Raw genomic sequence first — 24501 nt, forward strand, 5'->3', positions numbered from 1 at the left:
CATTTCAATCCAAACCATTTCAATCCAGCACGAGTCATACGCGATGGGAAGAAGTTTTGAAGTTCGTAAGGTGTCGATGGCCAAAACGGCTGGCCAAAAGACGAAGGTCTATTCCAAGTACGGAAAACAGATCTATGTGATGGCTAAAAACAGCGGTGCCGACCCCGTCAACAACTCGTCGCTGCGTGCCTTGATCGAAAAAGCCAAGCGAGATCAGGTGCCCGCGCACGTGATCGAACGGGCACTCGAAAAAGCGAGAGGAGTCGGTGGTGAAGATTACGTTCCCGCCCGATACGAAGGCTTCGGCCCTGGTGGTTGTGCGGTCATCATTGATTGTTTGACCGACAACAACATGCGTACGATCACCGATGTCAAAAACTGCTTTTCAAAGACCGGTTCGAAATTCGGCGCGCCCGGTTCCGTGTCTCACTCGTTCGATCATCTCGCGGTGTTCGCCTTCAATGGACCTTCCGTCGACGAAGTGCTCGAAGCGTTGCTGATGGCGGATGTGGATGTGACGGATGTGGAAAGCCAAGATGATCAGATTCTCGTTTTCGCTCCGACCACCGAGTACGCCAAAGCCAAGCAAGCGATTCTCGAAGCGTATCCCGAGACGTCGCTCAATGTCGATGAAATTTCGTTTATCCCGCAAACGAGCACCGAGATTCCCGCGGACGACGTCGCGATGTTCGAAAAGTTTATCGGTATGCTCAACGACTGTGACGACGTACAAGAGATCTATCACAACGCGATTGTGCCGAGCTAACCCGTTTGCATCGTCAGCGGCCAAAAACCGAGACCCAATGGGCTACGAGTTGTCGAAGTTTCTCGCATGAAACTTCATGACTTCGAGGCCATTCTTTTCGTAGATCTGCAAGCCTGAGTGGGGCACATCGGGCACGATGAGTTTCTCGAACGGAATGTCAAGCGACTCGAGAAACTTCATGTAGGCCAAGTTGTTCTCGTAGTTGAACCCTTTGGTTCCGACATAAATCAGCCATTGAACTGGAGGTGACTTTTGTGCGGCGTAGGCTCTCGCCAAATCCCACGTGTTGTCGCCCTCTGCGAAAACAAGCGTCTCGGACTCACGTCCGCCCGATTCGCTGATTTTACGTTCCGTCTCGTAGCCACCACCGCCCGCCGCGGCGCTGCAGAATAGCTCGGCGTGACGAAGCGACAACCGCATCGTGCCACGACCTCCCTGCGAGAACCCTTCCAATCCACGATGATCACGATCCGCGACCGTGTGGTAGGTCGCGTCCACATGTGGAATCAACTCTTTGATGAATACGTCCGCACCTTGCTTGGTCGGTTCGTCTGGAATGTTGTAATGACTCACGGGGCCGCCGTTGACGAACACGTAGATCATCTCACGAACTTGACGCGACTCCATCGCCGCAAAGATTATGGGGGCCAGGGAAAGCGATTTCGTTTCACTTCCTGGTCGCCCACCGTGCAAGTAATACACGACAGGAAATCGTTCGGACGATTCTTCCGAGTAGCTCGGTGGCAACAGGATGACGTAGCCGATCTCTTGGCCGAGCGATGGACTCTGAAACGTTCCGTGTTTGAGTGACGGGTGTTGCAACTTGCCAGGTATCGGGTTGACCCAAGCGAAAGGAGCGGGCTTTTTCTTGACCTTCTTTTTGGATGCCTCTTTTGCGTCCACTTTGTTTGGACCCGTCGCGTCGGGCGAATCGGCGACCACATGGAAGCCTACAAAACCAAGGGGGCCACCAAGAAGGTAGAAACAGGTGGTCAGGCAGAAGATGCGAAACATGGCGTTGTGTTTATGAAGTGGGATGAGAGGAAATCGCCTGTCATTGTACAATGCCGCGAACGAAGCCATGTCATCACCCAGCATTCCGGAATTTGCGAATGGACCCGTTCTTAAAAGCCGCTTTGGACGAAGCTCGCATCGGGCTTGAGGAGCATGGCATCCCGATCGGCGCAGTCCTGGTGATAGACGGTGAAATTGTCGGTCGCGGACACAATCGTCGCATCCAAAAGCGAAGTCCGATCCTGCATGCCGAAATGGACTGTCTCGAACGGGCTGGGCGTCTTACCGCAGCGGACTACTCGCGGTCGATCTTGTATTCAACGCTTTCGCCGTGTGACATGTGCAGCGGTGCGGCGTTGCTCTACAAGATCCCCAAGATCATCGTGGGGGAAAATCAAACGTTCCACGGACCGGAGGATTACGTCCGAAGCCGCGGCATCGAACTTGAAATCGTCAACGATCCCCAGTGCATCGCGTTGATGGAAGAGTTCATCGCAAACCATCCCGCGTTGTGGAACGAAGACATCGGGCTCCCGATATCAAACTCAGCACCGTAACGCAAATTCGCAGCGCTGGCTTCCAGCTAGCGTGCTCCCTGTTCGGCACTCACGCACTAACAGGGGGCTCCACGTTGTTCTCTCGCACATCACCGCATTTCTCGCAGGCCGGCAAGAGCGAGTGTCGCACGCCGCCACATTTTTCGCACGTCTGAAAGAGTGAGGTTTCACAGCACGGACAGGTGTAGGGTTGGTCAGGTGTTGCTGTAGAGCCATCGAGCGGGACGGGTGTGTGTTTCTTCAAGCTACGCCGCGTCCAAACGGCAAACTTCAAGGGACCTCGCTGGATCGGGAAGTCACATATCGGACAGAAGAAGTTGGCGTACGCTTCACTGTACTGACGCAGTAACCAGTCACGGCTCGGTTTCGCTACCAGACGCAGTAACCGCACCAAGACGCCTGTCGCAATCGCAAGCGAGAGCACGATCAATATGTATTTGAAATAGATCGCCGGGAAGTGATCGTGCATCACAAGCAGAACACGCAAGGCAACCGCACCGCTGATAGCATAAACCAGCACCGCGTACGTCCCACCCGCCTGGCGAACGAAAAGCCATCCGCAAACAAGCAGCAGCGGAATCAACATCCCTAGCTTGTACGCAGCCAATTTCCATTGATGCTGCTCATACAACTCCTCGTATTCGTCTTCAATCGGCCGGCTGGCACGGGTGATCGCCGCCGCGTTTTGACGTTGCTTTTCTTTGACGTCGTTTAGCTCGTCGTTCAGGTTCGACAGTTCACTGTTGAGAGTCTGCGTCTGGCTCTGATTGCTGAGGAAAAGTTGCAGGCTATCTGTCAACGCTTGCTGTTGATCTTCGCTCAGCGACGTTTCATTCTGGTCAGCGTTGCGTTTAAGCTCGAGGAGTTGGTTGATGGTTTGCTGGGAGTCCTTGGTGGTTTGTGCTGTCAGTCGACGTCGTTGTTCGGTCGATTCGATTTGCTGTTTGAGATCAACCAACTCCGCCGCGAGTGATTCCCGCTCGTCCTGCAGTGTTTGCGGCAGCCCCACCTCGAGCATCTGGTTGTAGTCTGGCCCCTTCACGCGATTGATGTCTTGGATGATGTATCCCAGCAACCAGAACGTGAGCACGCCGACCGCGATACTGAATCCGAAAACCATGAACCGAAGCATAAACGAGCCGCGATGTTTCTTTGTTTTCATGGTTTTGTCTGCGATGAAGTACTCGTAATCGGGAACAACTCACCATAGAGCCTGCGGCGCAGCGAGTTGGCGCGAAAAACGAAAATTTCGCTCAAGAAGCGTGATCATCGCCCGCGGCACAACGACGCGGCGATGGGTGGAAATCATCCTGCCGCGTTACTGCGAACTAACCGAAGCGGATTCCTATCGGAGATTATCCTGCAGCCACGACTCAAGCTTTCCTGGCTGAAACCCACGAGGTCCTTGGCCGCTGTCCCAGGCGATGCGGCCGTCTTTGCTGACCACGACCAGCCTGTTTGGCCACGCTCCGTAGTCGGCGAGAGTTCCGTTGTCCTCGGCATCGACGAGCAGCGGAAACGGCACCTTCAACAGCGCCGTGCAGCTCTGGGCGTTCTGGATTCGAGCGAGGAGCGAATCGGTTTGGGTGAACTTTTTGAGTACCGACTCTCTGCCCTCGCCTGGGAACATGATTGTCGATTCGGGGTGCGCCTCGCGGATGTAGACCATCAGAAACTGGGCCTTGTCGGCGTACTTGCGTTGTATGTCGAAGACCTGCGTGACCTTGTCGCGAAATGGACTGCATGTGATGCTGCCGAACACCAGCACGACAGGTTTTTTACCTTGAAACTGCGACAGCGCAATCGGTCCACCGCCGTCGGATTGCGGCAGCGTGAAATCGGGAGCGCGGTCACCGATTTTCAGTGGTGATGGAACGAGTTCCTCCATCGCCGGAGGTGCGTAGAACTCGCCACTGGCTTTCACCCGACCTCTTTGACGTGACGTCGGCCGAGTGTTGGCACTCGTGTCTCGCCTCTGAGGCTTGCGGTCGCTTTCGCCCCGGACTTTCTCAATCAGGAAGGCGTGGATGTCGTCATAGCGTTTGCTGGGATTGCCATTCCAAGTGACGCTGCATTCGATGCCGAGCTTGTCCATCGCTTCTTTGAGTTTGATACCCAGCAGTGCGTGGTGCACCCACAATCCGGGATTCGAGTCACGATGAACAGGAACATTGCCACTGCCATAGACCATGAACACAGGTGGGTCGTCTCGAGTCAAATGGTTGATCGGTGAGGCATCGATCATCATTTTCTTGACGCGTTCGGTTTCCCAGTCGGATTCTTCTTCGATGCCATAGAACGCATAGATCGCGGGGTGTGGCGGCAAGTCCGGAATGCCGAACCACTCGCGGAACGTTGGCATGTCGTATGTCGATTGCCCGCCTGTAGTTCCAGCGGCAACGATGCGGGTCGACTGCCGAGCAATCGGATCGTCGCTGTCAGGCTGAGCCAAGTCATCATGGAAGGCGAGCCATAAGGAGATGCCGGCTCCTGCCGATCCGCCGTAGCAGGCGATGCGATCGGCATCGAGATTCCACTCTGCGGCGCGTGATCGAATCGTCTGCAGACACCGGGCCGCGTCGTGCATCATGATCGGGTACGTCCCAACGTCACTGAGCCGATAATTGATCGAAGCGAACGAAATGCCCTGATCAAGATATTGGTCGATCGGTTGGTTGCCAGCAGATTTATCACCGCCTCGAAACCCACCACCATGGATGTAGATCACCAGCGGAGTGGGTTCGCCGTTGTCGGTTTTCGCTAGCCAGAGATCAAATTTCTGTTTCTCGTGGTCTCCGTAGGCGACATTGGCATGCGTCGGTTTTAGCCGCGACGCAGACGCAGAACGGCGATTCTCGGTAGTCTCAGGTCGGTCCGTTCGATTTCGACGAGCCAGCTCAAAGGCGTCGAACTCCGCCTGCGTGACTTTCCCGTCTCCGTTGGTATCCAGGACGTCAAAACGGTTGCGAACCTGTTCCGGAAACTCGGCCCGAGACAGAACGCGATCGTTGTTCTTGTCCCAACGCCGGATCCGATCAGAGCTTCGCTGAGCGGCCACGGAACTGGCCAATACAATGCCGACCAGCGAGAAAATGCAGAATGTGCTCAACCGCCGCATGATGACTCCTCATTCCCAAAGTTTCGCCCCTGTTTGAAGTAAATCCGACATCACGACACCCCGCCGGTTCATTCATTAAACACCGAAACCAATAAAACGGCTCGGTTTTTTAAAATTTTGCGAACACGCAGGCCTACTACGTGTTGTCGCGTTTAGCGCCCAAGACTTCACGAATCTCTCCGTATAAAATTCGCTTTGCAGATTGGTTGCGCATGTGTTACTGTGTGTTGTGGAGGCAAAGTGAGAGACGCAACTCGTGCAGCGCGCCGAGTCAACAGTATTTTTTAGACGGAGCTTCCAATGCGGTGCAAACCACGAAACGATGTCAATCTAGGAACTTGCCATGACAGAGGTGAGGGAATACATCGACCAAAACGATCGATCCCACTTTAGAGAGTGGTTCGACAACGCCGATGCGACAGTCGCGGCGAAGATTACAAAAGCCGTGCAGAAACTTTCCGCCGGACATGTGGGCAACACGAAGTCAGTGGGCGAGGGAGTATCAGAGTACAAAATTGATTACGGTCCTGGATACCGCGTGTATTACGGTAAAGACGGGGACTCGCTCGTCCTTCTTCTCACTGGTGGCAACAAGAAATCACAACGAAACGACATCGCCGAAGCGAAACGACTTTGGAAAGAGTACAAACGTCGCAAACGAGAATTAGAGAAAGCAAAAGTAGAACGTGACAAAAAGGGGACCAGACATGGCACTCACAAGAGAATTTAAGGACACCGTGAAGACGAGAGCGGATAAAGACCCTGCGTTTCGTCGAGCGTTGATCGTCGAGGCAGTTACATCCCTTTTGGAAGGCGACGTTGAAATTGGTAAATCCATTTTGCGGAACTATGTCAACGCAACAATTGGCTTTCGCGGTTTGGCCGAGGGCTTGGGGGGTGACCGCGATCCAAAGTCGCTGATGAGAATGCTCAGCGATGGCGGTAACCCCCGGATGAATAACGTGTTTGAAATCCTCAAGTTCTGTCAGCAGAACGAAGGCATCACGCTTGAGATCAATCCTCACGTGACATCTGAGCGTAAACGGAAGGCTTCAAGTTCCCGTCAGACAGCATGAGCAGGTGCAACATGAATGCGTCGGCAATCGACTTTACCCGAGCACCGGTCATTGGTATGTAAGTCCTGATGCAAGTCATGATAGGAGTTTGGTCATGACGCTACACTGCGCGAAATCGTAAACGCTTGGTCTCTTTTATCGAGGTTACCAATGCCAGCGGGTTCCGATCAGGCCGCTTTGAAAGGCGGATTGGCTGTTGAGATTGCCTTGATATGCCAGGGTGAATTGCCCGCCCAAAAAAAAGCCCCAGTCCAACTGGGCACCAACCGAAATCCAATCGCGACCGGTCGCGGTACTTCGCAGATTGTAGAACTCGGGACTCGCCCCTTCGATCGCGGTTTGAACGGCGCGTTGTTGATCGAGGAATTCGTGCAGCCACCCAACTCGGACCTGACTCGTTGCGAGACCGAGTGCGGTTTCGTTGGTCCGTGCGAGCGATAAACCAATCATGCTTCGTAAAGAATCGTCCTCTATCCCACGCACCAAAAGATCAAAGTCAGAAAGGCCGGATTCTTCCGCCGAATCGAGCTCTACTCGGATCCCTTGCAAAGAGATGAATGACAACCAAAGAGAGTTTGCGACCGATCGGGCAGTTCCTAGCTCTAACGATACGAATTGGTCTGTTCCATCAATATCGCTCTCCGCAATCGCACCGGTCGTGAACGCCGACATGGATCGTTCAACCTCATGGTCTTGAAAACCAAATCCGCCCATTGCCATGGCGTAGGCAAATTCGCCAAGGTATTGGACAGATCCGCCGAAGCGGTACGAGCTCGATTCAGCCTCTTGATCGAGGCCTCGCATTGTCGTGTTCGCCGATCCAAATTGCGCGAATCCATGCATTCCCAGCCCAGATTGTGTCAAGATTCCGGTGCCGATTTCCACGCCGCCGACTTCTTGGCGATAACCTTCCGTCAAGCAATCATCGACGTTCGTGCTGAGTGACATTCCAAAGCCACGAACCCACGGCGACCAATGTCCACTCGCGACGAGGTCATCTCGTTGCAGCAATACTCGGTCACGTATTGCGTGCACGTTGTTTTGGATCTGATTGATTTCTCCATCGACGAGTGATGGATAGATCGTTCCAGACAATTGGCCGATGGCGCCATCCACGTTGTCGCCCGATCCGTTTCGTAGTGCGGTAATTACTGCGACTTGATCAACAGTTCCAACTCCTGTTAACCGATCCAATTCAGCTGCCGTCGCGATTTGGTTACAACCCTCTAGTACTTCCGCGAAAGTGAGTCCGTTGTCTTGGATCTGGAATGCGACGTCGTTAGCCATCGCGTTGATCGAGGCTTCCAAAAAAGGGTTCGATGGCAACTGAAACACATTTGTCGAATTGGCGAGCGTACCTGTCACACCGGTTGATGCGGTGATGACCGTGAATGAATCACCTGCCGAATAATCGGAACCGACGAAATTGGGTGTAAGCGTCGCGTCGGTAACGATTGCTTCTCCGGTAACATCGATCAAGTCATGGGACGTCGGGGCGCCGCCCATGACGTCCACCTGGATCGTTGAGTCGGTGGCATCTAATTGCCCAGTGATAATCAAATTGCCAATCACCCCAGCGGTTTCACTACTTCCTGGGGCGATTGTCCCGCTTACCGCGATATCCGCAGTAAGTTGCTCTCCGTCTCCAATCAACGTCGCCGCTGGAGACAATTCAATATTTGTTCCCGTACCGATAACTTGAAGTTCGCCGAAGTTGACAACGCCACCGGTTATCGAAAGCGGGCTGTGAACGTCATGGTCAATGATGATGGAGCTAATATTTACATTGGTGAACGAAAGACTATCGGTGATCTCGGGGAGGTCGGACGCGAGTGTAATCGTCCCGCCGCCGGGAATATCGAAAACGATGCGGTCACCTGCGGCCGCGTTTTCGATCGCTTCCCGAAGTGAACCCGCTCCGGCATCGTTGAGATTGGTCACTTCGATGTCTGCAGCCTGGGAGGTGCCGTAGCTGCATGCGACAACCAGTGCCGCCAGTAATGACCGAAGCGTCTTACGATTAAGTCCGCGACGTATGACGCTTTTTCGGAGACTGATTTGACGTGTCGTGCTCTTCATGCCGATGATTCCTTGGGTAGTGGTGAAAAGACTTATCGGCCTCTTGTGGGATTTGAGGGCACGCAGCAGTGCTCAGTTTGAGCATATTGCGTAAGCGTGAACGGGACATTCGTTACGAGCCGCAAAGTTTTTCAAGTTGGCAATTTCGCGAGCCGGCCGCAATTGCACGGGCTCGTCAGGAGCGAACCCTATCGGATTTGCTCCGCATTCAGAGGCGACTGAATTCCAGTCCGCAGATGTCGCCGTTGTGTGAGACGGTCGTGGCAAACCAGTGATCTAAATCCTTTGCAATTTGAATTTTGCCCAGCTTCGAGTGGGCATGGCACGTGGCCAAGAATGGCCATTGAAATTTTTTGGCCGTTGGTGACGCGAAATCTTGATTGATGGAAGAGTGGGCGTTGGGCCCGCGAGTTATGGAACGCTTCCGCATCTAAGAACGAGTACGAACGATGAACCGTCTCTTTTCCTCGCTTCCACTAGCAGTCGTAGCAACGTCGCTTCTTTTGGCATCCACCGCGTCGGCCGAGGAACTGAAGTTACAATCGTTCACAAACCAAACAGCCCGGTTCGACGCGTTGATGCCTGCCGGTGTGACCAATCAGACCATCCCGGGCAAAACACTGCTGGACACCGAGTATCGCTCGACGGTGGAAATGGATGGCGGAAAATTCGAGGTCCGCGTGCGGGTACCGGTTCCGATCAAATTGGATGACGAAGAGCTGCTCGACCAATACGGCGCATCCATGGTCGAGCTAGCCGAGGAACAATTCATCAAAGCGTTCGGGCAGCCATCCAGTTCGAAACCGATGACGCAAAATGGCGCCAAAGGTAAGGACTTTGTCTTTCGGATACTCGGCAGCAGAACCCGTGACGGGAAGAACCTCGTGATTCGACGCCGCGTCCTCTTCGACGGACAACGCCTTTACCAAATCATCGCCGAAGGTTCGCCGAGTTTGATTGATTCGCCCCAAACGGCCGACTTCCTCGACTCCGTTGGCCCGATGCTCTGAATGAGTCGTGTGCTTGTTTGGCTGCGATCTCTATAGAAGTGTCGGTGGCGTTGCGTTGGTTTTTCGTTGTGAAGTTGCTCGTGTCGGGCTCTGTTTTTACACAGCGTTGTTAGCTGGATGCAAGATTCGGTCTGCACTCTCAATTACACTTTCCGCTCTCGAGTTTTCGTTCGGATAGTGGATTTTAGGCGGATCAATTCCAATGCAGCATCGACTGAGTTGTTACCTATCAGTACTGCTGGGCTTGTTCAGCACGGCAGTATCAAATGGGGAAAAGATCAGCTTCAACGAACAGGTGCGACCGATTCTGTCGCGTCACTGCATCGCCTGTCACGGCCCTGACGAAGACGATCGTCAAGCCGGCCTGCGTCTGGATACGTTCGAAGGAGCAACCGAAGACTTTGGTGGGTACGCGGCCGTTGTGCCTGGCGATCCCGACGCCAGTGAGATCTTGGTTCGCATTTTGACGGACGATGATGACATACGGATGCCTCCGTCGGACCACGCCGAACGATTATCGAAGACGGACGCGGAAACGCTTCGCACGTGGATCAAACAGGGGGCGGATTACGAAACGCACTGGTCGTTTCGAGTGCCCCAAATTGCTGACGTCCCAAGCGAAATTCGGACCGCAGATCACCGCGTCGTGGACTACTGGATCGATCAAAAACTCACCTCGGTAGGGCTCAGCCGAAACGATCGGGCGAAGCCGCATGCACTCGTTCGGCGATTGTCGTTGGACTTGACGGGTTTGCCCCCAGTCGCGCACCCGCAACCGATCCAATCCGCAATTCAGCAATACCTAACGGTTCCAACGGCGGACCGATTCGCCGACCTGGCTGATCAACTGATGCAAACACCCGCCTTTGCGGAGCACTGGGCCGCAATGTGGTTGGACCTTGCCCGATACGCGGACACGGTTGGCTATTCTGGTGACGAGCATCGAGACATGTGGCCCTGGCGAGACTGGCTAATCGCTTCAATATTGGAGAACAAATCCTACAGAGAGATGTCCATCGAAATGATCGCGGGTGATCTTTTGCCCGACGCCACCATCGATCAAAAACTTGCTACCGCTTTTCATCGTAATACGTTGTCCAACAACGAGGGTGGCACCAACGATGAAGAGTTTCGCACCGTCGCGATCAAAGACCGATTGAGTACGACCCTCAATACGTGGATGGGGATAACTATTCGATGCGCCGAATGTCACTCCCATAAGTACGATCCGATTAGTCATGCCGAGTATTACCAGTTGCTCGATTATTTTAATCAAAGCCTCGATGCTGATCGGCGTGACGAACATCCGAAATTACCCGTTCCGCCACGTCGCGATTTAGAACTTGCCAAAACGCTCGAAAGGAAGTTGCCCGCTCTTCGCGACGCTGTTGCCTCTCAACCGATCATTTGGACGTCGCGTCAGCCAAGCGAATTGAAAGGTCAGTCGGGGTCAACGCTCGAGCGATTGGACGACAACAGCATTCTCGCTACCGGAAATAACCCTTCTTACGAAACGTATGAGGCGACGTTTGAATTGCCACCGGGACAATCCGTCCGCGCGATACGGTTAGAAGCAATTCCGCACCTCAAGCATGACGGGAAAGTTGGCCGCAGTGGTGATGGCGGGTTCATCCTTTCACAAATTTGGTTGACGAAGCATCAAAACGGCGTTGACGGGAAAGTTTCTTTCAAGGACGCCGAAGCCGACTTTCATCAGCCCAATCATCATCCTCGAACGGCGATTAAAGAAAGTGTTGAAAGCGGGCTTCGTAACCAGGGTTGGGCGGTACGTCATCCCGTGACCGGATACACCGGCCATCACGAGGCGGTCTTCGAACTCGCCGAACCGCTCGACGGAGCAGTCGCCACAAGCTTTACCGTCTCGCTACGACATGATTCACCGTGGGTCCAGCTCAACATGGGATGCTTTCGCATCTCGACCACGGATGTTGAAAACGCTGCGGAGCGGTACCGAAATGGCGACTTGGATGCCGATCGGATTGAACTGCGAAAGTGGGAGACGATCGCTGCCGAACGAGTCCGTGTCCCTGTCATGGAAGAGATGCCCATCGATAAGAAACGTGAAACCTTTGTGATGTTGGGTGGGAATTACCTCAGCCATGGCGAGAAGGTTGCTGCGAAATTACCGGATGCTTTCGTGTCTCAATCCGACGACTTTGAAAACAACCGCCTCGGACTCGCGAAATGGATCTTTGACGCTTCCAATCCGCTGACCGCTCGCGTGGCGGTGAACCGATATTGGGCTCGGTTGATCGGGGTCGGTTTGGTTGAAACCGAGGAGGACTTTGGTACCCAAGGGACACCTCCCTCTCATCCACAATTGCTCGATTTCCTCGCGGTGCAGTTTCAGAAGGAAGGCTGGGACGTGCGGCGATTGCTCAAGACGATCGTCATGTCGGAATCGTATCAACAATCTCAGATCGCAAACGCTGACGCACTAGAAATCGATCCGCGAAACCGGTTCTTGTCACGTGGACCACGGATCCGATTGCAGGCGGAAGTGGTTCGTGATCAGGCATTGTCGGTTGCCGGTTTGATGTCCGACAAGCTGTTCGGTCCTCCCGTGTATCCACCGAGTCCAATCAAGCGGGTCGTCAACGCGTTCACAGGTGGGATGACGTGGCAGGAAAGCACGGGAGAAGATCGCTATCGGCGTGCCATCTACACGTATCTGAAACGCAGTGCCCCCCACCCGCTATTTGAAACCTTCGATATGTCTTCTCGTGACGTGTGTAGTCTGAGACGCTTGCGAACGAATACCCCGTTGCAATCCTTCATGACGCTCAACGATGTGACTTTCATCGAGGCCGCTCGTGGATTGGCAAATTTGATGCTGGCTCAGACGTCTCAGTCCGAGAGCGTGAAAAAATCGGACAGCATCAGCAATTCGAAGCTAAACGATTTGGACGAAATGGTGCGTTTCGGACTATGTCGCGCCCTCTTTATCGACGAAGCACCCGAGGAACAAGTCGACGTGTTGGCCGAGCTTTACCTTCAGTGCCAACAGCGTTACCAGGGAAATTTATCGGACGCGGCTGAATTTGTGGGACAATCCGTTGATGTGAAAACGCTCAACGAAGAGCAAAACGAAGACCTGATTCGTCAGGCATCGATGACCGTTGTCGCCAACGTCATCTTGAATCTCGACGCTGTCTTGAACAATTGATCCGGCGCGATCTTCTCGCAATCTCGCTGTGTTATTCCTGTTTTGGTAACTAACCGTTTTCTTTACGAACCGACATGACTCCCAACCGTCTCACTCCGGAAGCTCAGTTACGACTAGCGTCCGCCCGCCTGCAAACTCGACGACATTTCTTGGCAAATTGCTCCGTAGGACTGGGGGCAATCGGCGCAGGGTTGTTGACTTCACCGACGGTGTCGGCATCGACATCGATCGAAAACTCTAGCTTCAGCGGAAAGTACGCCAAACCGGCCAAGCATGTCATCTATTTGCACATGGCTGGTTCGCCGCCCCAGCACGAGCTATTCGACTTCAAGCCCGAATTGCAAAAGCATCATCTCGAGCCTTGTCCTGATGAGCTGATCGAAGGCAAGATGTTTGCGTTCATCAAAGGGAAACCCAAATTACTTGGTCCCGTCTATCCGTTCAAACATTACGGACAGTCGGGAACGCTGTTGGGTGAGAAGATTCCTCACATTGGCGAACATGCCGACGATTTGTGCTTGATCCGATCGATGCACACCGATCAGTTCAACCACGCTCCGGCGCAGTTGTTATTGCACACGGGGTCGTCCCAGTTCGGTGGATCCTCGTTTGGATCGTGGGCGACGTATGGGCTGGGAAGTGAAAGCGATAATTTACCTGGATTCATTGTCATGGTGTCGGGTGGCAACATGCCTTCGGGTGGGAAGAGCTTGTGGGGGAACGGTGTTTTGCCGAGCGTCTTTCAGGGCGTCCAATGTCGCAGTGAAGGTGATCCAATCCTCTTCGTCAGTAACCCAGAGGGGATGCCCAGTGGCATTCGACGGGCGAGTTTGGATGCGCTCAATGAATTGAATCGCCAAGAGCATGAAATTTTCCGCGATCCTGAAACGCTGACTCGAATCGAACAATACGAACTGGCGTTCCGGATGCAGACGTCCGTTCCAGAAGTCATGGACATCAATCGAGAATCCAAGGCGACGTTGGAATCCTATGGAGCGGAACCAGGCAAAGCCTCGTTCGCCAACAACTGTTTATTGGCGCGACGGTTAGTCGAACAAGGCGTGCGGTTTGTGCAGCTATTTGATTGGGGATGGGACATCCACGGCACAGCGAAATACGACGACATGGAGACTCAGTTTCCGATGAAGTGTACGCAAGCGGACAAGCCGATTGGGGCATTGTTGACCGATCTGAAGCAGCGCGGGTTGTTAGACGACACGCTTGTTATCTTTGGCGGTGAGTTTGGTCGAACACCCATGGTCGAAGCCCGCAACGGAACGATGAAGTTCTTGGGTCGTGACCATCACCCCGATTGTTTTAGCGTATGGGTGGCAGGCGGCGGTTTCAAACGAGGGATGGTCTACGGAGCGACCGATGAGCTCGGCTTCAAAGTTGCTGAGAATCCGGTGCACGTGAGGGATTTCCAAGCCACGGTATTACATGCGATGGGATTGGATCCCTACCGTTTGAGTTTCCTTAGCCAGGGATTGAACCAACGTCTGATCGGTCCCTCTAACGAAGCGAAAATCATCCACGACCTTCTTGTCTGAGTTGAGAGATCCGTCCTCTCAAGCATCGATTGATCGTAGCCGCACGCTCCGCGGTCGGTGATTTGTTTGTCACCTTCTGCTCTCGGCAGTTTAAGATCACGACCGCGCAGCGTTCGGCCACATTTTAAAACGTGCGCTCCGTGCCATAAAGTCTCAGCGATCTCAATCGCGCAAGCTGAACCTCACCGGTGAGTTGCATTCTTGGCAGGGCAAAGAGTCTTCAGAACGGTCGCTAATAGCGAGTCCCACAGGCGAGCACGGCAGCGGTCCGAAAACGCCACCCTCCCCTTTTGTTTGCGCGAGTTGGAGGCGTCTGGCGGTTCTGCACGAAGGCTCGATATTTAGTCGGAAACATTTCCGGATGGTCTTCGCTTAGGCGTGTGCGGCCCTATTTCCCCGTACAACCTTTCACAGCACTAAGGATCGAAATCATGTTCTCCGCCAAGCGTATTTTGCCCGTGTTTTTGTTGTTGGCTGCATTTTGCGCCGCGCCCCGAGCACAGGCTCAGACATCAATTCCGCTTTACACCACCAAATATTGCGTCCAAGTAGAGTGGTATTTCTGGCGAAGCGGAGGCACTTACTGGGCGACCGAGTACGAAACCAGCAATCTCAGCGAGGCGGAATTGGTCTTCGATCTGTTCGAAGCGGCGCTTGAGAACGGCACGCTGTGCGAGATTCTCGGCTGCAACATCACCACCTGGATTCCGGTCGATGTTCGTCTCAAGACCAAGTACGAATGGAACTTCTACCCAGTCACGACACCGTACGTCAACGCGACGAAGTTGTACTATCAGAAGCAGTAACAGAGTGATCGGGAGGCGAGGCGATCGAGAGTCGGCGCGACCGATCTTCGGGACCCCCGAGCGATTCCGAGTCCCCATCGACTGGAGTCGAATTGCGGGGGCCGGGCCCATGCGGGTTGATCATTTCACCTCGACCACGAACCATCGCCTCGCTTGAGTCCAGCATCAGTCATTGGTGACCATCGTTCGGTGCTAGACATCATCCCACTACTTGGAGATCAAAGCGGGGGTGAATTTGTTGCACGACGACTCGACCTCTGAGCCACGATGGGACAGCTACAGTCACGGGGTGATCCCGGCAACGGATGGTTTGCAAATACGAACATACTGGTTGCGATGTCAGATGCGGGTGCACCTTGTTAAGCAGCGATTACATAACGGGCATTGGGGGTGATTGGACTCACCATCTCACAGCACGATACGTTGTTTGAGCTCAAGAATGTTCTTGAGCGGATCGCCGACTTGCGTGTAGATTCTCTCTTTGGCCGCGCCTTCCAGATTGGATGCAGGCTCAGTGAAACAGCCGAACCCTACAGTTCCCGCCGCCCCTTTCAACCAGTGGGCGAGGTTCGCAAGCTCATTCATGTCTCCCGCGTCCCATGCCCGCTTCATTTCTCCAAATTTGTATTCAAATGTGTCGAGAAACTCCTCCACGATCTCACGTATCTCGGCGTCATCGGTTGGAAGCTTGGAGCGTATGGGCTCAGGTGATTGCCCTTGAGAAACAGTTGTTTTGCAGCTCTCGGAAATGACTTCATAAAGTTGATCCGCATCCACCGGCTTGGAAAGATAGCCAGTACAGCCAGCAGCTTCGCATTTCTCACGGTCACCTTTCATCGCATGCGCCGTGAGCGCTATCACTGGCCCCTTGAAGCCGCGTTCCCGCAGTTTGGTCGTGGCGGAGTATCCATCGAGCACCGGCATCTGCATGTCCATGAGGATGACATCGAATTGCGTCTGTGAGGCTATGTCGACTGCGACTTGGCCGTTTTCTGCCAGTCGAACCGTCGCTCCTCCGCGTTCAAGAAGGAGGCGGGTGAGTCTTCGGTTGATGTCGCCGTCGTCCACGATAAGTACGGTAAGGCCGTTGAGATCGCAGGGAGCTGTTGAACTGGTTTTCACGTCAGCGCCCGGAAGATGGGCAGACGGTTCGTAGCTGCCCACGTTGGAGAGATCGCCTGTCGCTACACGGACGACAAAGGTACTCCCTTGCCCGACGATGCTGCGGGCGGTGAGGCTGCCACCGAGCGCCTCCGCGATTTTCCTACTGATCGCCAGCCCCAAACCAGTGCCACCAAACCTACGTGTAACTGTGTCGTCCGCTTGGACAAACGGATCAAACACAGCGTCCAGTTTTTCCTGTGGGATGCCGATTCCCGTGTCGCGAACCTCGACAACCAGTTCCGATAGCGCCCCAGTTTCTTCGATACGCGCCACGATAACGACGGCACCCTGGTTGGTAAACTTGATCGCGTTGCCAACCAGATTCAGTAGCAACTGCTTCAACCGGTAGGGATCGGTGAGAATTGTGTTAGGAATGGTGCTGTCCCAGCGGTAATCAAGGCCAATGCCTTTCTCCCTCGCGACAACCCTCAGTACGGACACTGTGTCTGACAGCACTTGGTGCGGAGAGTAGGGGACCGCTTCCACCTTGAGTTGGTCTGCTTCAATCTTCGAGATGTCCAGAACGTCGTTGATAAGCGTTAGCAAATGTTTTCCACTGCGACGTATCGTATTGAGATGCTCATCCATCTCTTCATCTGTCACTCTGTCGCGGTCGCGCAACAGTACCTCTGTGAAGCCCAGGATTCCGTTGAGTGGCGTGCGGATTTCGTGACTCATGTTGGCCAGGAACTGACTCTTAGCCTTGTTGGCGGATTCCGCTTCTCGAGTTGCTCTTTCTAGGTGCGTAGCTCTGAGCCTGCGTTCACTTATGTCCGCTTGCGTAGCGATATACTGACAAAGCTCGCCGGCTTCGTTGAAGACCGGATCGATCTCAAGGCTGATCCAATAGGCCTCGCCGCTCTTGTGGTAATTGAGAATTTCTACACTCACTGTTTGGTGGGCGCGAAGTCGTTCGCCGATCAGAGTGGTGGTCTCGGAATCGGTGTCGGGCCCCTGTAACAGTTCGCTGGGCATCTGCCCGAGAGCTTCTTCAGGGGTGTAACCAGTGAGGTTGGTGAAGCCATCATTTACCCATTGGATCCGTCCATCAGGACCAGCGATGATGACTGAGTGCCGTGCCTTACTGGCTACGAGCGACAGCTTGGCGATCTGCTCTTGAGCCAATCGCTCCTCACTGATGTCTTGCACCGCCGCGATCAGGTGATCGGGTCTCCCAAAGCTGTCTCTGACGAGCGACAACGTAAGCCTAACCCAGACCTCGTGGCCATCCTTCCGCAGGTAACGTTTGTCAATCTGAAAGTTGGACTGTTCGCCGGATGAGAGCCGAGGCATGGCGGCGGCATGCAGCGGGATATCTTCAGGGTGAGTGATATCCTGAAATCTCTTCGTGTATAGTTCTTCGCGGCTGTAGCCTGTAATTTGGCAATAGCGATCGTTGACAAGACGGTAGCTGCCGTCCAGGTTCTTAACCGCCATTCCCATCGCGGTTTGGTCGAAACCTTCACGAAACAACCTTTCTCCCGCCTCGGCCTTGTCCAACGCTTCGTTGAGCCGCGTTGCCTGATAAGCCATTGAGAGCATCTCTTGAGCGCTTTGGCGAATGATAATCAGTAGGAAAGTGTTCTCAAAAACGACCCATGCAGCATGCTCTAGCCAACGCCATTGGGAGGCAGTGGCAATGCCAAACACCGACTCCGGCCACCAGACTCCCCGCACAAAATGGTCGACGGCCACGATCAAAGTGGCAGGTCCAAGCACGCGAAGGTCACGGTAAGCAGCCAGAAACGCGAGCGATCCAAAGACGTGAAAGTGCGTCTCAATCCGACCGCCGCTGAGGTGGATAAGCAACGAAGAGAACAACACCTGGCTGCAGGCAATCACAATACGCGTGGATAACAGTCCGGGGCGAAAGATCGCCATGACCACTGGCATTGCCGCGAGGACTCCTCCGCCCAATACGGCCATCATCACGTGGGGATGCAACTCGCTCTTGGCGCCGATCCAGGTATGTGGCGATACAGTCAGAGCTACCGCGATCCCGCCCAGCCATTGCAAGATCATGAGGACCGCAAACATTCGGTCGGTCCGAATGTGAATCGACCGATAGTGTTCCTCCAGCTTTTGCAACACCGATGCGGAGTGGTTCTTGGAGGAGGACACAACGAGTTCTCTAAACCAATTCATCGCGATGCCCCTTTCACGATGAGGCCGTCGAACGGTTGAGGAGATTGGCATGCCTCACCACAGATGGGAGTTGCCGGCTCCACACACAGTCGACACCCGAAGACCGGTGTCGACTCCTGCGGCGCGTTGGTTTGCTGGCTCAAGCTCGCGTAAATGCGGTCACTGCCGGTATTGTCTCCTTCGTGCCCCCGCGATGCCGTCACACCGCCTGCGAATAGCAATTCTCCGTCGTTACGAAAAAGCCGTACAGCTCCGCTCGTCACGATTCCAAAACGCGCAGTTTCCACACCTCCAACATCCCACGCAATCTCTGTCTGAGGTAACGCGGAGACGCGACGAATAATATCCGTGTCTCGCCATTTGGGTGTGGCATTCGGCGGTACAGAAGCGACAGCAATGCACTTGGGCTGCTGCGCTGTCGATAGGCCAGTTCCCGTAAGGGTGCGTTCAAGCTCGCGCACCGATGCCCGGGTGCAGGGACATCGCGGGTGAATGAAGAACACTAACGTCGGCCGGTCCTCTGCCAGACCCAAACTCGTATCGATTGGCCAGTGAAGCACCGACACCGATTCGTCATGTGAATAGGTAGTAAACTCGTAGCGGGTCGTCCACGCCCACACTCCCAGGGCGGCTATTCCCCATAAGAAAGGCGCGGTACGCCAGGCAAACTGAACGAGTCTTGCACGTGTATCCATTAATTTGCAAACGGTTTCTTCACATTCTGTTTCTTGAGGTGACTTTCAAAACCTAGGTTGGTCCGATCGCATCGCATGAAAATCAAGCTCGGTATGTTATTTCAGGCACGCCAGAGAACGGATATTGCCGGAAAATCGGATTGCATCGATGTTACGGGAGGGATACTTCGTCGACTAAAAAAGAAATAGTTGCGACCTTCACTGAATCTGGCAGGCAGAAACCAAGGAAGACGCGGAGAAGGCATTCGATGCGTTCATCGAAAAGTACGGAGCCAAGTACAGCCAGGCTTGCGACTGTTTGAAGAAAGACCACGATGGATTACTGACGTTCTATGACCATCGATTGGTGCCAGGCATTATCCTGATGATGCAAAAAAATTTATTGTTGCGAACGAGAACAGGCGATCGCGTTCGGGGGTCACCGAATCATTTTTTTGCCGTGCCGCGCCGAATCGGTTGCACTTTGCAAAGCACGCTGGCGGCAGCGTTGTCTTGCGGGTCGAATCGTTCCTTGACATCGAATCCATTTTCGCCCCACGGGATCTCCGTCTCGTCTGCCTGAGCGGCAGCGAATAATCGACGCAGCACGAACTCCCAATCGGTGGAGATGAAACCGCAATCTCCCGTGTGGCGATTTTCCGCTTCTCCGATCATGTACGCTGGCACAATCGGCTTGCGCTTCTTCAAGAACGCCGCCAAGTCCGCCACGCCACGCGTCCCGATCCACTGCCCGTTAGACAACGTCACCAACTCCAACACATCCGGCTTCTCCCGCAACACGTTCAACGACTGTAACGGGTGAATTTCGCAAACGAGTTCGCCGTCTGAGGTGTGCAGTGTCAAAGACTCGAACCGCTGATAGAATCGACTCAGCAATGAACACTGGTTTTTACATGCAGGGCGTGACATCAACTCAGCACGGCGGAACCGGCAATGGTTCGATTCGGCCAGCTTATCCAAGAGATCTCTGAATGAGTCGACGCGCTGCACACCCCAACCGAGTTTCGGTTCGAGGACCATCGAGCCCTTTCGTTGTTCAACACCGATCAACCCACCCATGATTTGCACGCGAGTCGCCCTCTGGCTTTGCATAACTACTTCGCTAACGCCGATTGGAAAATCGCGATGCATCGGCGGATCGCCATCCGCACCGGTCACTAACGGATTGGACACATTTCCCTTCATCGCCGAACACAGGTAAGGAAACAGTTGCCCGATCCACCCCGTGATTCGGTTCTCCTTTCCGCAAATCGCATCGTCCACGGTGAATATGGATTTCCAGAATTCACGGTCCACTTCACCGCGTGATGCCGCGATAAATTGATCGAGAATCGGACGCAGACGGTGCACCCAATCCGTCAATCCAAAGGTTTCCAAACCGTCTACCCTTTCGCGAATACGCGACCAATCGTCCGTCGTGCCACGCACCGTGATTTGCGGAATCCCGCAAATGCTCATTCGGTCGAACAGCGAGAACGCGTTGTTCACCGCTGAGAAAAGAACGACGTCCATCGCAACCCGTCCGGCGCGCGTCGACGTTGAAAAATCAAGTTGGAATCGATCCGCGAAGGAGTCTAGCAATTTCCCACGCGTGGAACTGACCGCGAGTTCAATCAGATCGTCCCACGCCGCTTCGGGCGATCCGATCGGAAACTCCTCCGTGCTCACCTCAATTTCGCGTACGGCAAACTCACTCGGCGCGACGATGTGTTCGCGAGACGCACCCCAGTTCTCTTTCACGTGCGTCGCGATCCCCTGGCAAATCGTCAGCCAGATCGCATCGGGCGATATCGCGAGCGGGCGGTGTTGATCATGCGCCAACTTGACCGCCGCGATTAACGGATTGAAATCAATATCGCACACACAATCAGAGCCATAATCGCTCGTCGCCTCCAACTCACCACCGACAAGACACGCCAAAGCGTCCTTCGTGTTGGAAGTCGGCAAGGGCTCACGAGCCCACTCAACATAGAACAAATCAAATGAGACTCCGTCAGGAGTGTGAGCAATGGTTGATGATGACATCGCAATCCCTTTCCGCGCATCTCATTCGCAAATGAGTGACACCGTAATCCAGACCGTTAACGGGCAAGCCACGTTTCCACAGCTTGCTACAACCTGATCAACAATCCGATTGTACAACACAGGTATCTCGTACAACACGGTCATCACCGCATCTTGCTGCGAGGACTTTTGTGCCAAACGCCGGCTAGGTAAAGCAGGCTGAATTCGAGGCTTGGCCTTCGTGGTGGTGGCGTTTGTCACGTCACCGCGTGTCTTGACGCGTCGAATCCACTGAGCCAACACAGAGAGACTTGCCGAAATGCTTCTGTCACCGCCATGCATCGTGTTTCGTGCTAGGCATTGTTCTGATGTTTGGAAATGAAGGATGGGTCGAGTCCATTGCACGACGACTCGACCTCAAATCAAAATGCGACCTCGCGATTGGCCGAGAGTCCGACCGATTTCACAGGACGAGCAAAACAACGAGGTGTTGGCCCATCTGATTTCCCCGGCATGCCCAATGGAATGACAACATGCACCACTAATCTGCGCAAAGCACACTCAAGCAATGACGTGAATACTCCGGTGTCAGCGACAGGACTTCAACACATGTCGTCCGCACAGTTCGCTTGGCTACCTGACACCCTCGGAGTCCGCGTTTCGCAGTGCTGCTTCCGATAGTCCTACGGCCTCACTCCACCAGTACTGCGAATTAACCACTCCTGTTTCCTAACCCAATCTTTCATAACGCCTAGTACATAAAATCGGGGCATCCCAGCAGGACGACGACTCCAGTTCCGTTAGGCACGGTTCGAAACAGTTCAACGTGATCCGTTCGCTCGCCACCTCGATCAGCGGCGAACGAATTTTCATTGCGGCCCCCTGCCAGACCGATCAAGCTGCAGTAATACTGTCAAGCAGATCGTCCACATAGCTTTGCTTGTCAGCAATATTTCCGATCACTGGAAACGACCAGGTACTGCCTTCCTCGTCGGCGAAATACTTCGCGAAGTTGGTTGCAAAGTCTTCCACCGGACTTAGTTGCCCATAGCTGCGAGCAAATCCAGCGGCCACGTTGCTGTTAAACCACCAGCTACTTGTGGTCGTTCCAGAAGAGCCTTGGACCCAATTCGCACTGGGCGGTGTCCAGTTAGTGCCCATGTTCTTCCACTCGCTCAGGTTCAAGAACTGGAACCAATCGGGTGCTTCGCTGTCCCAGTTATGAGCGATCTCGTGGTAGACCACCCGGCGCAACTGAGACTCATCTGGATTGTCAAACCGGGCTTCGGCAAAATGAATGTGCCCCTGATTGTTATTCCATCCTCCGAAGGTCGTAATCGCTCCGGTTGCCCGATTCACAATGTCCCCCTGTCGAAAGAACGTGACTTCGCCACTGTTGTAGCCGCCGGGTTGTTCCAACAAACGATTATTGCCAGTGCGGCCAACCATGACGGCCAGTGCATCGTCGACGCGGCGGACCTCATCGGCAGTCCACTTGCCGGCCTCAGCCGTTGTCGACGTCCCATTGAGGACGATATCGACCTTAATGCCGTCAGCAAAGTTGACATCGATATCTAGCGAATCTTTGTAGATCGAATCGCTGCCACCCTTGGGCGTTTTTAGGATGCGGTCGTGCCCCGCTTCGCCTTTGATCAAGTCGGCACCGAGCCACCCCATCAAGGAATCATTGCCGTTTCCGCCCAAGAGGATGTCGTTGCCATCTCCACCAAAAATCTGGTCGTGGCCGTCACCGCCCCGGATCTCGACGTCCGCGGCGCCCGAGAAACTAAGGATGTCATCGCCTGCATGCCCGCGAATTAGGATGCGATCGCCCGCCTCAGCCGCTTCCAGGTGGATATCGTCCTGGAGTGAAGTCGAGTTGCGACCATCGATCCAGATATCGTCCGACGCATAGACCTTATCCAGTGTCAGATTGCCGACGTGGTTCAGATCGATGTCACCCGCGGGATTCGTCGTGTTCCAAATCTCGCCACCGGTGATGGTGTTGGCATCGATGCGGAATCGTGAATCCGACGATTCGCCGTACACGGACACCGTGTTCAAGGTGACTGAGTCCAACTCGTTGTCGTCATCAGTCAATTTGAGATCGAGGTCGTCGTCTACCGTCACGCCGAGAATCGTCAGTGATTGGTTGGCCTCGTTTCCCTGCACGAACAGGTCATTGTTTACAATCGAGGAACCGACATTCACATTGATGATCGACCCAAACTCTGTGCCGATGGTCGATGAATCGGGACCGAAGTCAATTAGTAAATCATCAGCGACATCAAGATTGCTAATGTCAAAATTGTCGCGACCGGTCCCCAGGTTGATTGACACGTCCCTCGAAATGTCTGCATCGTGCAGGTAGATGTAGTCGTCCCCATTGTCCATTTGAACAATCAAGCTCTTAAAGTCTCCTGAGAACGTACCGCCGAAACGATTGTTGACGGTCGTTGCCCCACCGTCTTCCGACTCGATTCGAATGGCGCCGTTTCGGTACTGCCGAATCTCGATGTGATTGGCAAAATTGTCGCCTTGCACAAGCAGGTTGCCGCGATCGAAATCGACCGAAACGTTGCCCGCAAATAATTGGCGAATTTCGAGCTCCTCAAATGTCCGCCGGCCCTTGAGTGGGTTTTTGTATCGTCTCATCAGTCTGCCTTGTTCTCTAGGATTGCTTCCAATCATGCTGGGAGTCCCAGCGGGGAGCTTCTAAAGCGCAAAACGACCGATGACGTTACAACGAATTCACGGTCCCCCCGATCGAGAACCTGGAGGGCGAAGCAATGTTCTGGGGAAATGCAAACACCCTCCCCAACGACAGCCTTGCTGATCGGCACTCCAATGCGTCCATCAGCAACGTTGAATGGACAACCTCAACCTCTTTTCGAGTTAACAGCTCGGCAGATCACTGTTGAGAGGTAAGACGTTAATCAATTTCCGCCCAATCGGTTTGGATGTTGGCTTGAGTCTCGACCCGGTAGCCTTTGACTGACCAGCGTGGTGGAACCGGCATCGTTAACGAGTTGCACGCGACCCGAGCATCGCCGTGTTGGTGGGCACCGGCAGCCAATACCCGCCTCTGCTCCCCATTGGCATCGAACAAAACCGCCAGGATTTCGCCGGCACCGCCCTCGTCACACCGGATTTGTCCGGTCATGAACGCTGTGTGCTGTTTGGGGTTGGTGTACTGGACCTCGAGTACTTGGTCGCCAAGAGTTTGAGTGGCCATCGTAGTGCTCCGATAGCATGAGTGGCGATCGCGAGTCGCATCGAACAGGAATGCCTACTCGCGGATACCTTCAATCTAGAGCATTTTGATTTTTA

At 54.0% G+C, this 24501-nt stretch carries 16 protein-coding genes and 1 pseudogene; 9 read left to right on the plus strand and 8 right to left on the minus strand.

Annotation, left to right across the window (positions count from 1 at the left end):
* Nucleotides 1–43: 43 nt before the first annotated feature.
* Nucleotides 44–766 (plus strand): YebC/PmpR family DNA-binding transcriptional regulator, encoded by a 723-nt coding sequence (locus tag NB063_RS22570; RefSeq protein WP_250931151.1) that lies wholly within the window; start codon nucleotides 44–46, stop codon nucleotides 764–766.
* A gap of 42 nt (nucleotides 767–808) precedes the next feature.
* On the opposite strand, the gene NB063_RS22575 is transcribed toward NB063_RS22570, so the two are convergent.
* Nucleotides 809–1780 carry an alpha/beta hydrolase gene (locus NB063_RS22575; protein WP_250931152.1) on the minus strand — a complete coding sequence of 324 codons (972 nt, stop codon included), beginning with the start codon at nucleotides 1778–1780 and terminating at the stop codon, nucleotides 809–811.
* 98 nt (nucleotides 1781–1878) lie between these two features.
* Between NB063_RS22575 and NB063_RS22580 the strand changes: the two genes are divergently transcribed.
* Nucleotides 1879–2337 carry a nucleoside deaminase gene (locus tag NB063_RS22580; protein ID WP_250931153.1) on the plus strand — a complete coding sequence of 153 codons (459 nt, stop codon included), beginning with the start codon at nucleotides 1879–1881 and terminating at the stop codon, nucleotides 2335–2337.
* A 49-nt stretch (nucleotides 2338–2386) separates the two neighbouring features.
* Here NB063_RS22580 and NB063_RS22585 read toward each other — a convergent pair whose 3' ends face one another.
* Both NB063_RS22585 and NB063_RS22590 read right to left on the minus strand, forming a co-directional pair.
* Entirely contained in the window at nucleotides 2387–3499 is a 1113-nt protein-coding gene (locus tag NB063_RS22585; RefSeq protein ID WP_250931154.1) for a hypothetical protein, read from the minus strand.
* Between the two features lie 183 nt (nucleotides 3500–3682).
* Nucleotides 3683–5455 (minus strand): deiodinase-like protein, encoded by a 1773-nt coding sequence (locus tag NB063_RS22590; RefSeq protein WP_250931155.1) that lies wholly within the window; start codon nucleotides 5453–5455, stop codon nucleotides 3683–3685.
* Nucleotides 5456–5798: 343 nt separating this feature from the next.
* Here NB063_RS22590 and NB063_RS22595 point away from each other — a divergent pair, with 343 nt between their 5' ends.
* Together NB063_RS22595 and NB063_RS22600 are read left to right on the plus strand one after the other, a co-directional pair.
* Nucleotides 5799–6185 (plus strand): type II toxin-antitoxin system RelE/ParE family toxin, encoded by a 387-nt coding sequence (locus tag NB063_RS22595; protein ID WP_250931156.1) that lies wholly within the window; start codon nucleotides 5799–5801, stop codon nucleotides 6183–6185.
* Nucleotides 6163–6531 (plus strand): helix-turn-helix domain-containing transcriptional regulator, encoded by a 369-nt coding sequence (locus NB063_RS22600; protein ID WP_250931157.1) that lies wholly within the window; start codon nucleotides 6163–6165, stop codon nucleotides 6529–6531. Before NB063_RS22595 ends, NB063_RS22600 begins: the two co-directional genes overlap by 23 nt.
* 144 nt (nucleotides 6532–6675) lie before the next feature.
* On the opposite strand, the gene NB063_RS22605 is transcribed toward NB063_RS22600, so the two are convergent.
* Complete coding sequence (locus NB063_RS22605) at nucleotides 6676–8610, minus strand: autotransporter family protein (protein ID WP_250931158.1); 1935 nt, start codon at nucleotides 8608–8610, stop codon at nucleotides 6676–6678.
* Nucleotides 8611–9059: 449 nt separating this feature from the next.
* Here NB063_RS22605 and NB063_RS22610 point away from each other — a divergent pair, with 449 nt between their 5' ends.
* The 4 genes from NB063_RS22610 (at nucleotide 9060) to NB063_RS22625 (ending at nucleotide 15163) form a co-directional block, all read left to right on the plus strand.
* Nucleotides 9060–9620 (plus strand): hypothetical protein, encoded by a 561-nt coding sequence (locus NB063_RS22610; protein ID WP_250931159.1) that lies wholly within the window; start codon nucleotides 9060–9062, stop codon nucleotides 9618–9620.
* Nucleotides 9621–9822: 202 nt separating this feature from the next.
* Entirely contained in the window at nucleotides 9823–12807 is a 2985-nt protein-coding gene (locus NB063_RS22615; RefSeq protein WP_250931160.1) for a PSD1 and planctomycete cytochrome C domain-containing protein, read from the plus strand.
* 74 nt (nucleotides 12808–12881) lie between these two features.
* Complete coding sequence (locus NB063_RS22620; protein ID WP_250931161.1) at nucleotides 12882–14357, plus strand: DUF1501 domain-containing protein; 1476 nt, start codon at nucleotides 12882–12884, stop codon at nucleotides 14355–14357.
* Nucleotides 14358–14788: 431 nt separating this feature from the next.
* On the plus strand, nucleotides 14789–15163 hold the full coding sequence (locus NB063_RS22625; protein ID WP_250931162.1) for a hypothetical protein: 375 nt from the start codon (nucleotides 14789–14791) through the stop codon (nucleotides 15161–15163).
* Nucleotides 15164–15571: 408 nt separating this feature from the next.
* Here NB063_RS22625 and NB063_RS22630 read toward each other — a convergent pair whose 3' ends face one another.
* Complete coding sequence (locus tag NB063_RS22630) at nucleotides 15572–18448, minus strand: PAS domain S-box protein (RefSeq protein WP_250931163.1); 2877 nt, start codon at nucleotides 18446–18448, stop codon at nucleotides 15572–15574.
* 924 nt (nucleotides 18449–19372) lie between these two features.
* On the opposite strand from NB063_RS22630, the pseudogene NB063_RS22635 reads away from it, so the two are divergent.
* Nucleotides 19373–19504 (plus strand): annotated as a pseudogene (locus NB063_RS22635) (IS256 family transposase); the annotation flags it as partial.
* 89 nt (nucleotides 19505–19593) lie between these two features.
* On the opposite strand, the gene NB063_RS22640 reads toward NB063_RS22635, so the two are convergent.
* The 3 genes from NB063_RS22640 to NB063_RS22655 all read right to left on the minus strand — a co-directional run bounded on the left by NB063_RS22640 (nucleotide 19594) and on the right by NB063_RS22655 (nucleotide 24406).
* Nucleotides 19594–21192 (minus strand): DUF4419 domain-containing protein, encoded by a 1599-nt coding sequence (locus NB063_RS22640; RefSeq protein ID WP_250931164.1) that lies wholly within the window; start codon nucleotides 21190–21192, stop codon nucleotides 19594–19596.
* Between the two features lie 873 nt (nucleotides 21193–22065).
* Nucleotides 22066–23826, minus strand: coding sequence for a calcium-binding protein (locus tag NB063_RS22650; RefSeq protein ID WP_250931165.1), 1761 nt, complete (start codon nucleotides 23824–23826; stop codon nucleotides 22066–22068).
* A gap of 277 nt (nucleotides 23827–24103) precedes the next feature.
* Nucleotides 24104–24406, minus strand: coding sequence for a hypothetical protein (locus NB063_RS22655; RefSeq protein ID WP_250931166.1), 303 nt, complete (start codon nucleotides 24404–24406; stop codon nucleotides 24104–24106).
* Nucleotides 24407–24501 lie beyond the last annotated feature (95 nt).

Origin of the sequence: Aporhodopirellula aestuarii (assembly GCF_023701485.1) — a bacterium.
Lineage (GTDB): Bacteria > Planctomycetota > Planctomycetia > Pirellulales > Pirellulaceae > Rhodopirellula > Rhodopirellula aestuarii.

Bases quoted from the DNA above. Each gene is read 5' to 3' on its own strand.
- NB063_RS22570 (WP_250931151.1), top strand. From the start codon at position 44: ATGGGAAGAAGTTTTGAAGTTCGTAAGGTGTCGATGGCCAAAACGGCT.
- NB063_RS22575 (WP_250931152.1), bottom strand. From the start codon at position 1,780: ATGTTTCGCATCTTCTGCCTGACCACCTGTTTCTACCTTCTTGGTGGC.
- NB063_RS22580 (WP_250931153.1), top strand. From the start codon at position 1,879: ATGGACCCGTTCTTAAAAGCCGCTTTGGACGAAGCTCGCATCGGGCTT.
- NB063_RS22585 (WP_250931154.1), bottom strand. From the start codon at position 3,499: ATGAAAACAAAGAAACATCGCGGCTCGTTTATGCTTCGGTTCATGGTT.
- NB063_RS22590 (WP_250931155.1), bottom strand. From the start codon at position 5,455: ATGCGGCGGTTGAGCACATTCTGCATTTTCTCGCTGGTCGGCATTGTA.
- NB063_RS22595 (WP_250931156.1), top strand. From the start codon at position 5,799: ATGACAGAGGTGAGGGAATACATCGACCAAAACGATCGATCCCACTTT.
- NB063_RS22600 (WP_250931157.1), top strand. From the start codon at position 6,163: ATGGCACTCACAAGAGAATTTAAGGACACCGTGAAGACGAGAGCGGAT.
- NB063_RS22605 (WP_250931158.1), bottom strand. From the start codon at position 8,610: ATGAAGAGCACGACACGTCAAATCAGTCTCCGAAAAAGCGTCATACGT.
- NB063_RS22610 (WP_250931159.1), top strand. From the start codon at position 9,060: ATGAACCGTCTCTTTTCCTCGCTTCCACTAGCAGTCGTAGCAACGTCG.
- NB063_RS22615 (WP_250931160.1), top strand. From the start codon at position 9,823: ATGCAGCATCGACTGAGTTGTTACCTATCAGTACTGCTGGGCTTGTTC.
- NB063_RS22620 (WP_250931161.1), top strand. From the start codon at position 12,882: ATGACTCCCAACCGTCTCACTCCGGAAGCTCAGTTACGACTAGCGTCC.
- NB063_RS22625 (WP_250931162.1), top strand. From the start codon at position 14,789: ATGTTCTCCGCCAAGCGTATTTTGCCCGTGTTTTTGTTGTTGGCTGCA.
- NB063_RS22640 (WP_250931164.1), bottom strand. From the start codon at position 21,192: ATGTCATCATCAACCATTGCTCACACTCCTGACGGAGTCTCATTTGAT.
- NB063_RS22650 (WP_250931165.1), bottom strand. From the start codon at position 23,826: ATGAGACGATACAAAAACCCACTCAAGGGCCGGCGGACATTTGAGGAG.
- NB063_RS22655 (WP_250931166.1), bottom strand. From the start codon at position 24,406: ATGGCCACTCAAACTCTTGGCGACCAAGTACTCGAGGTCCAGTACACC.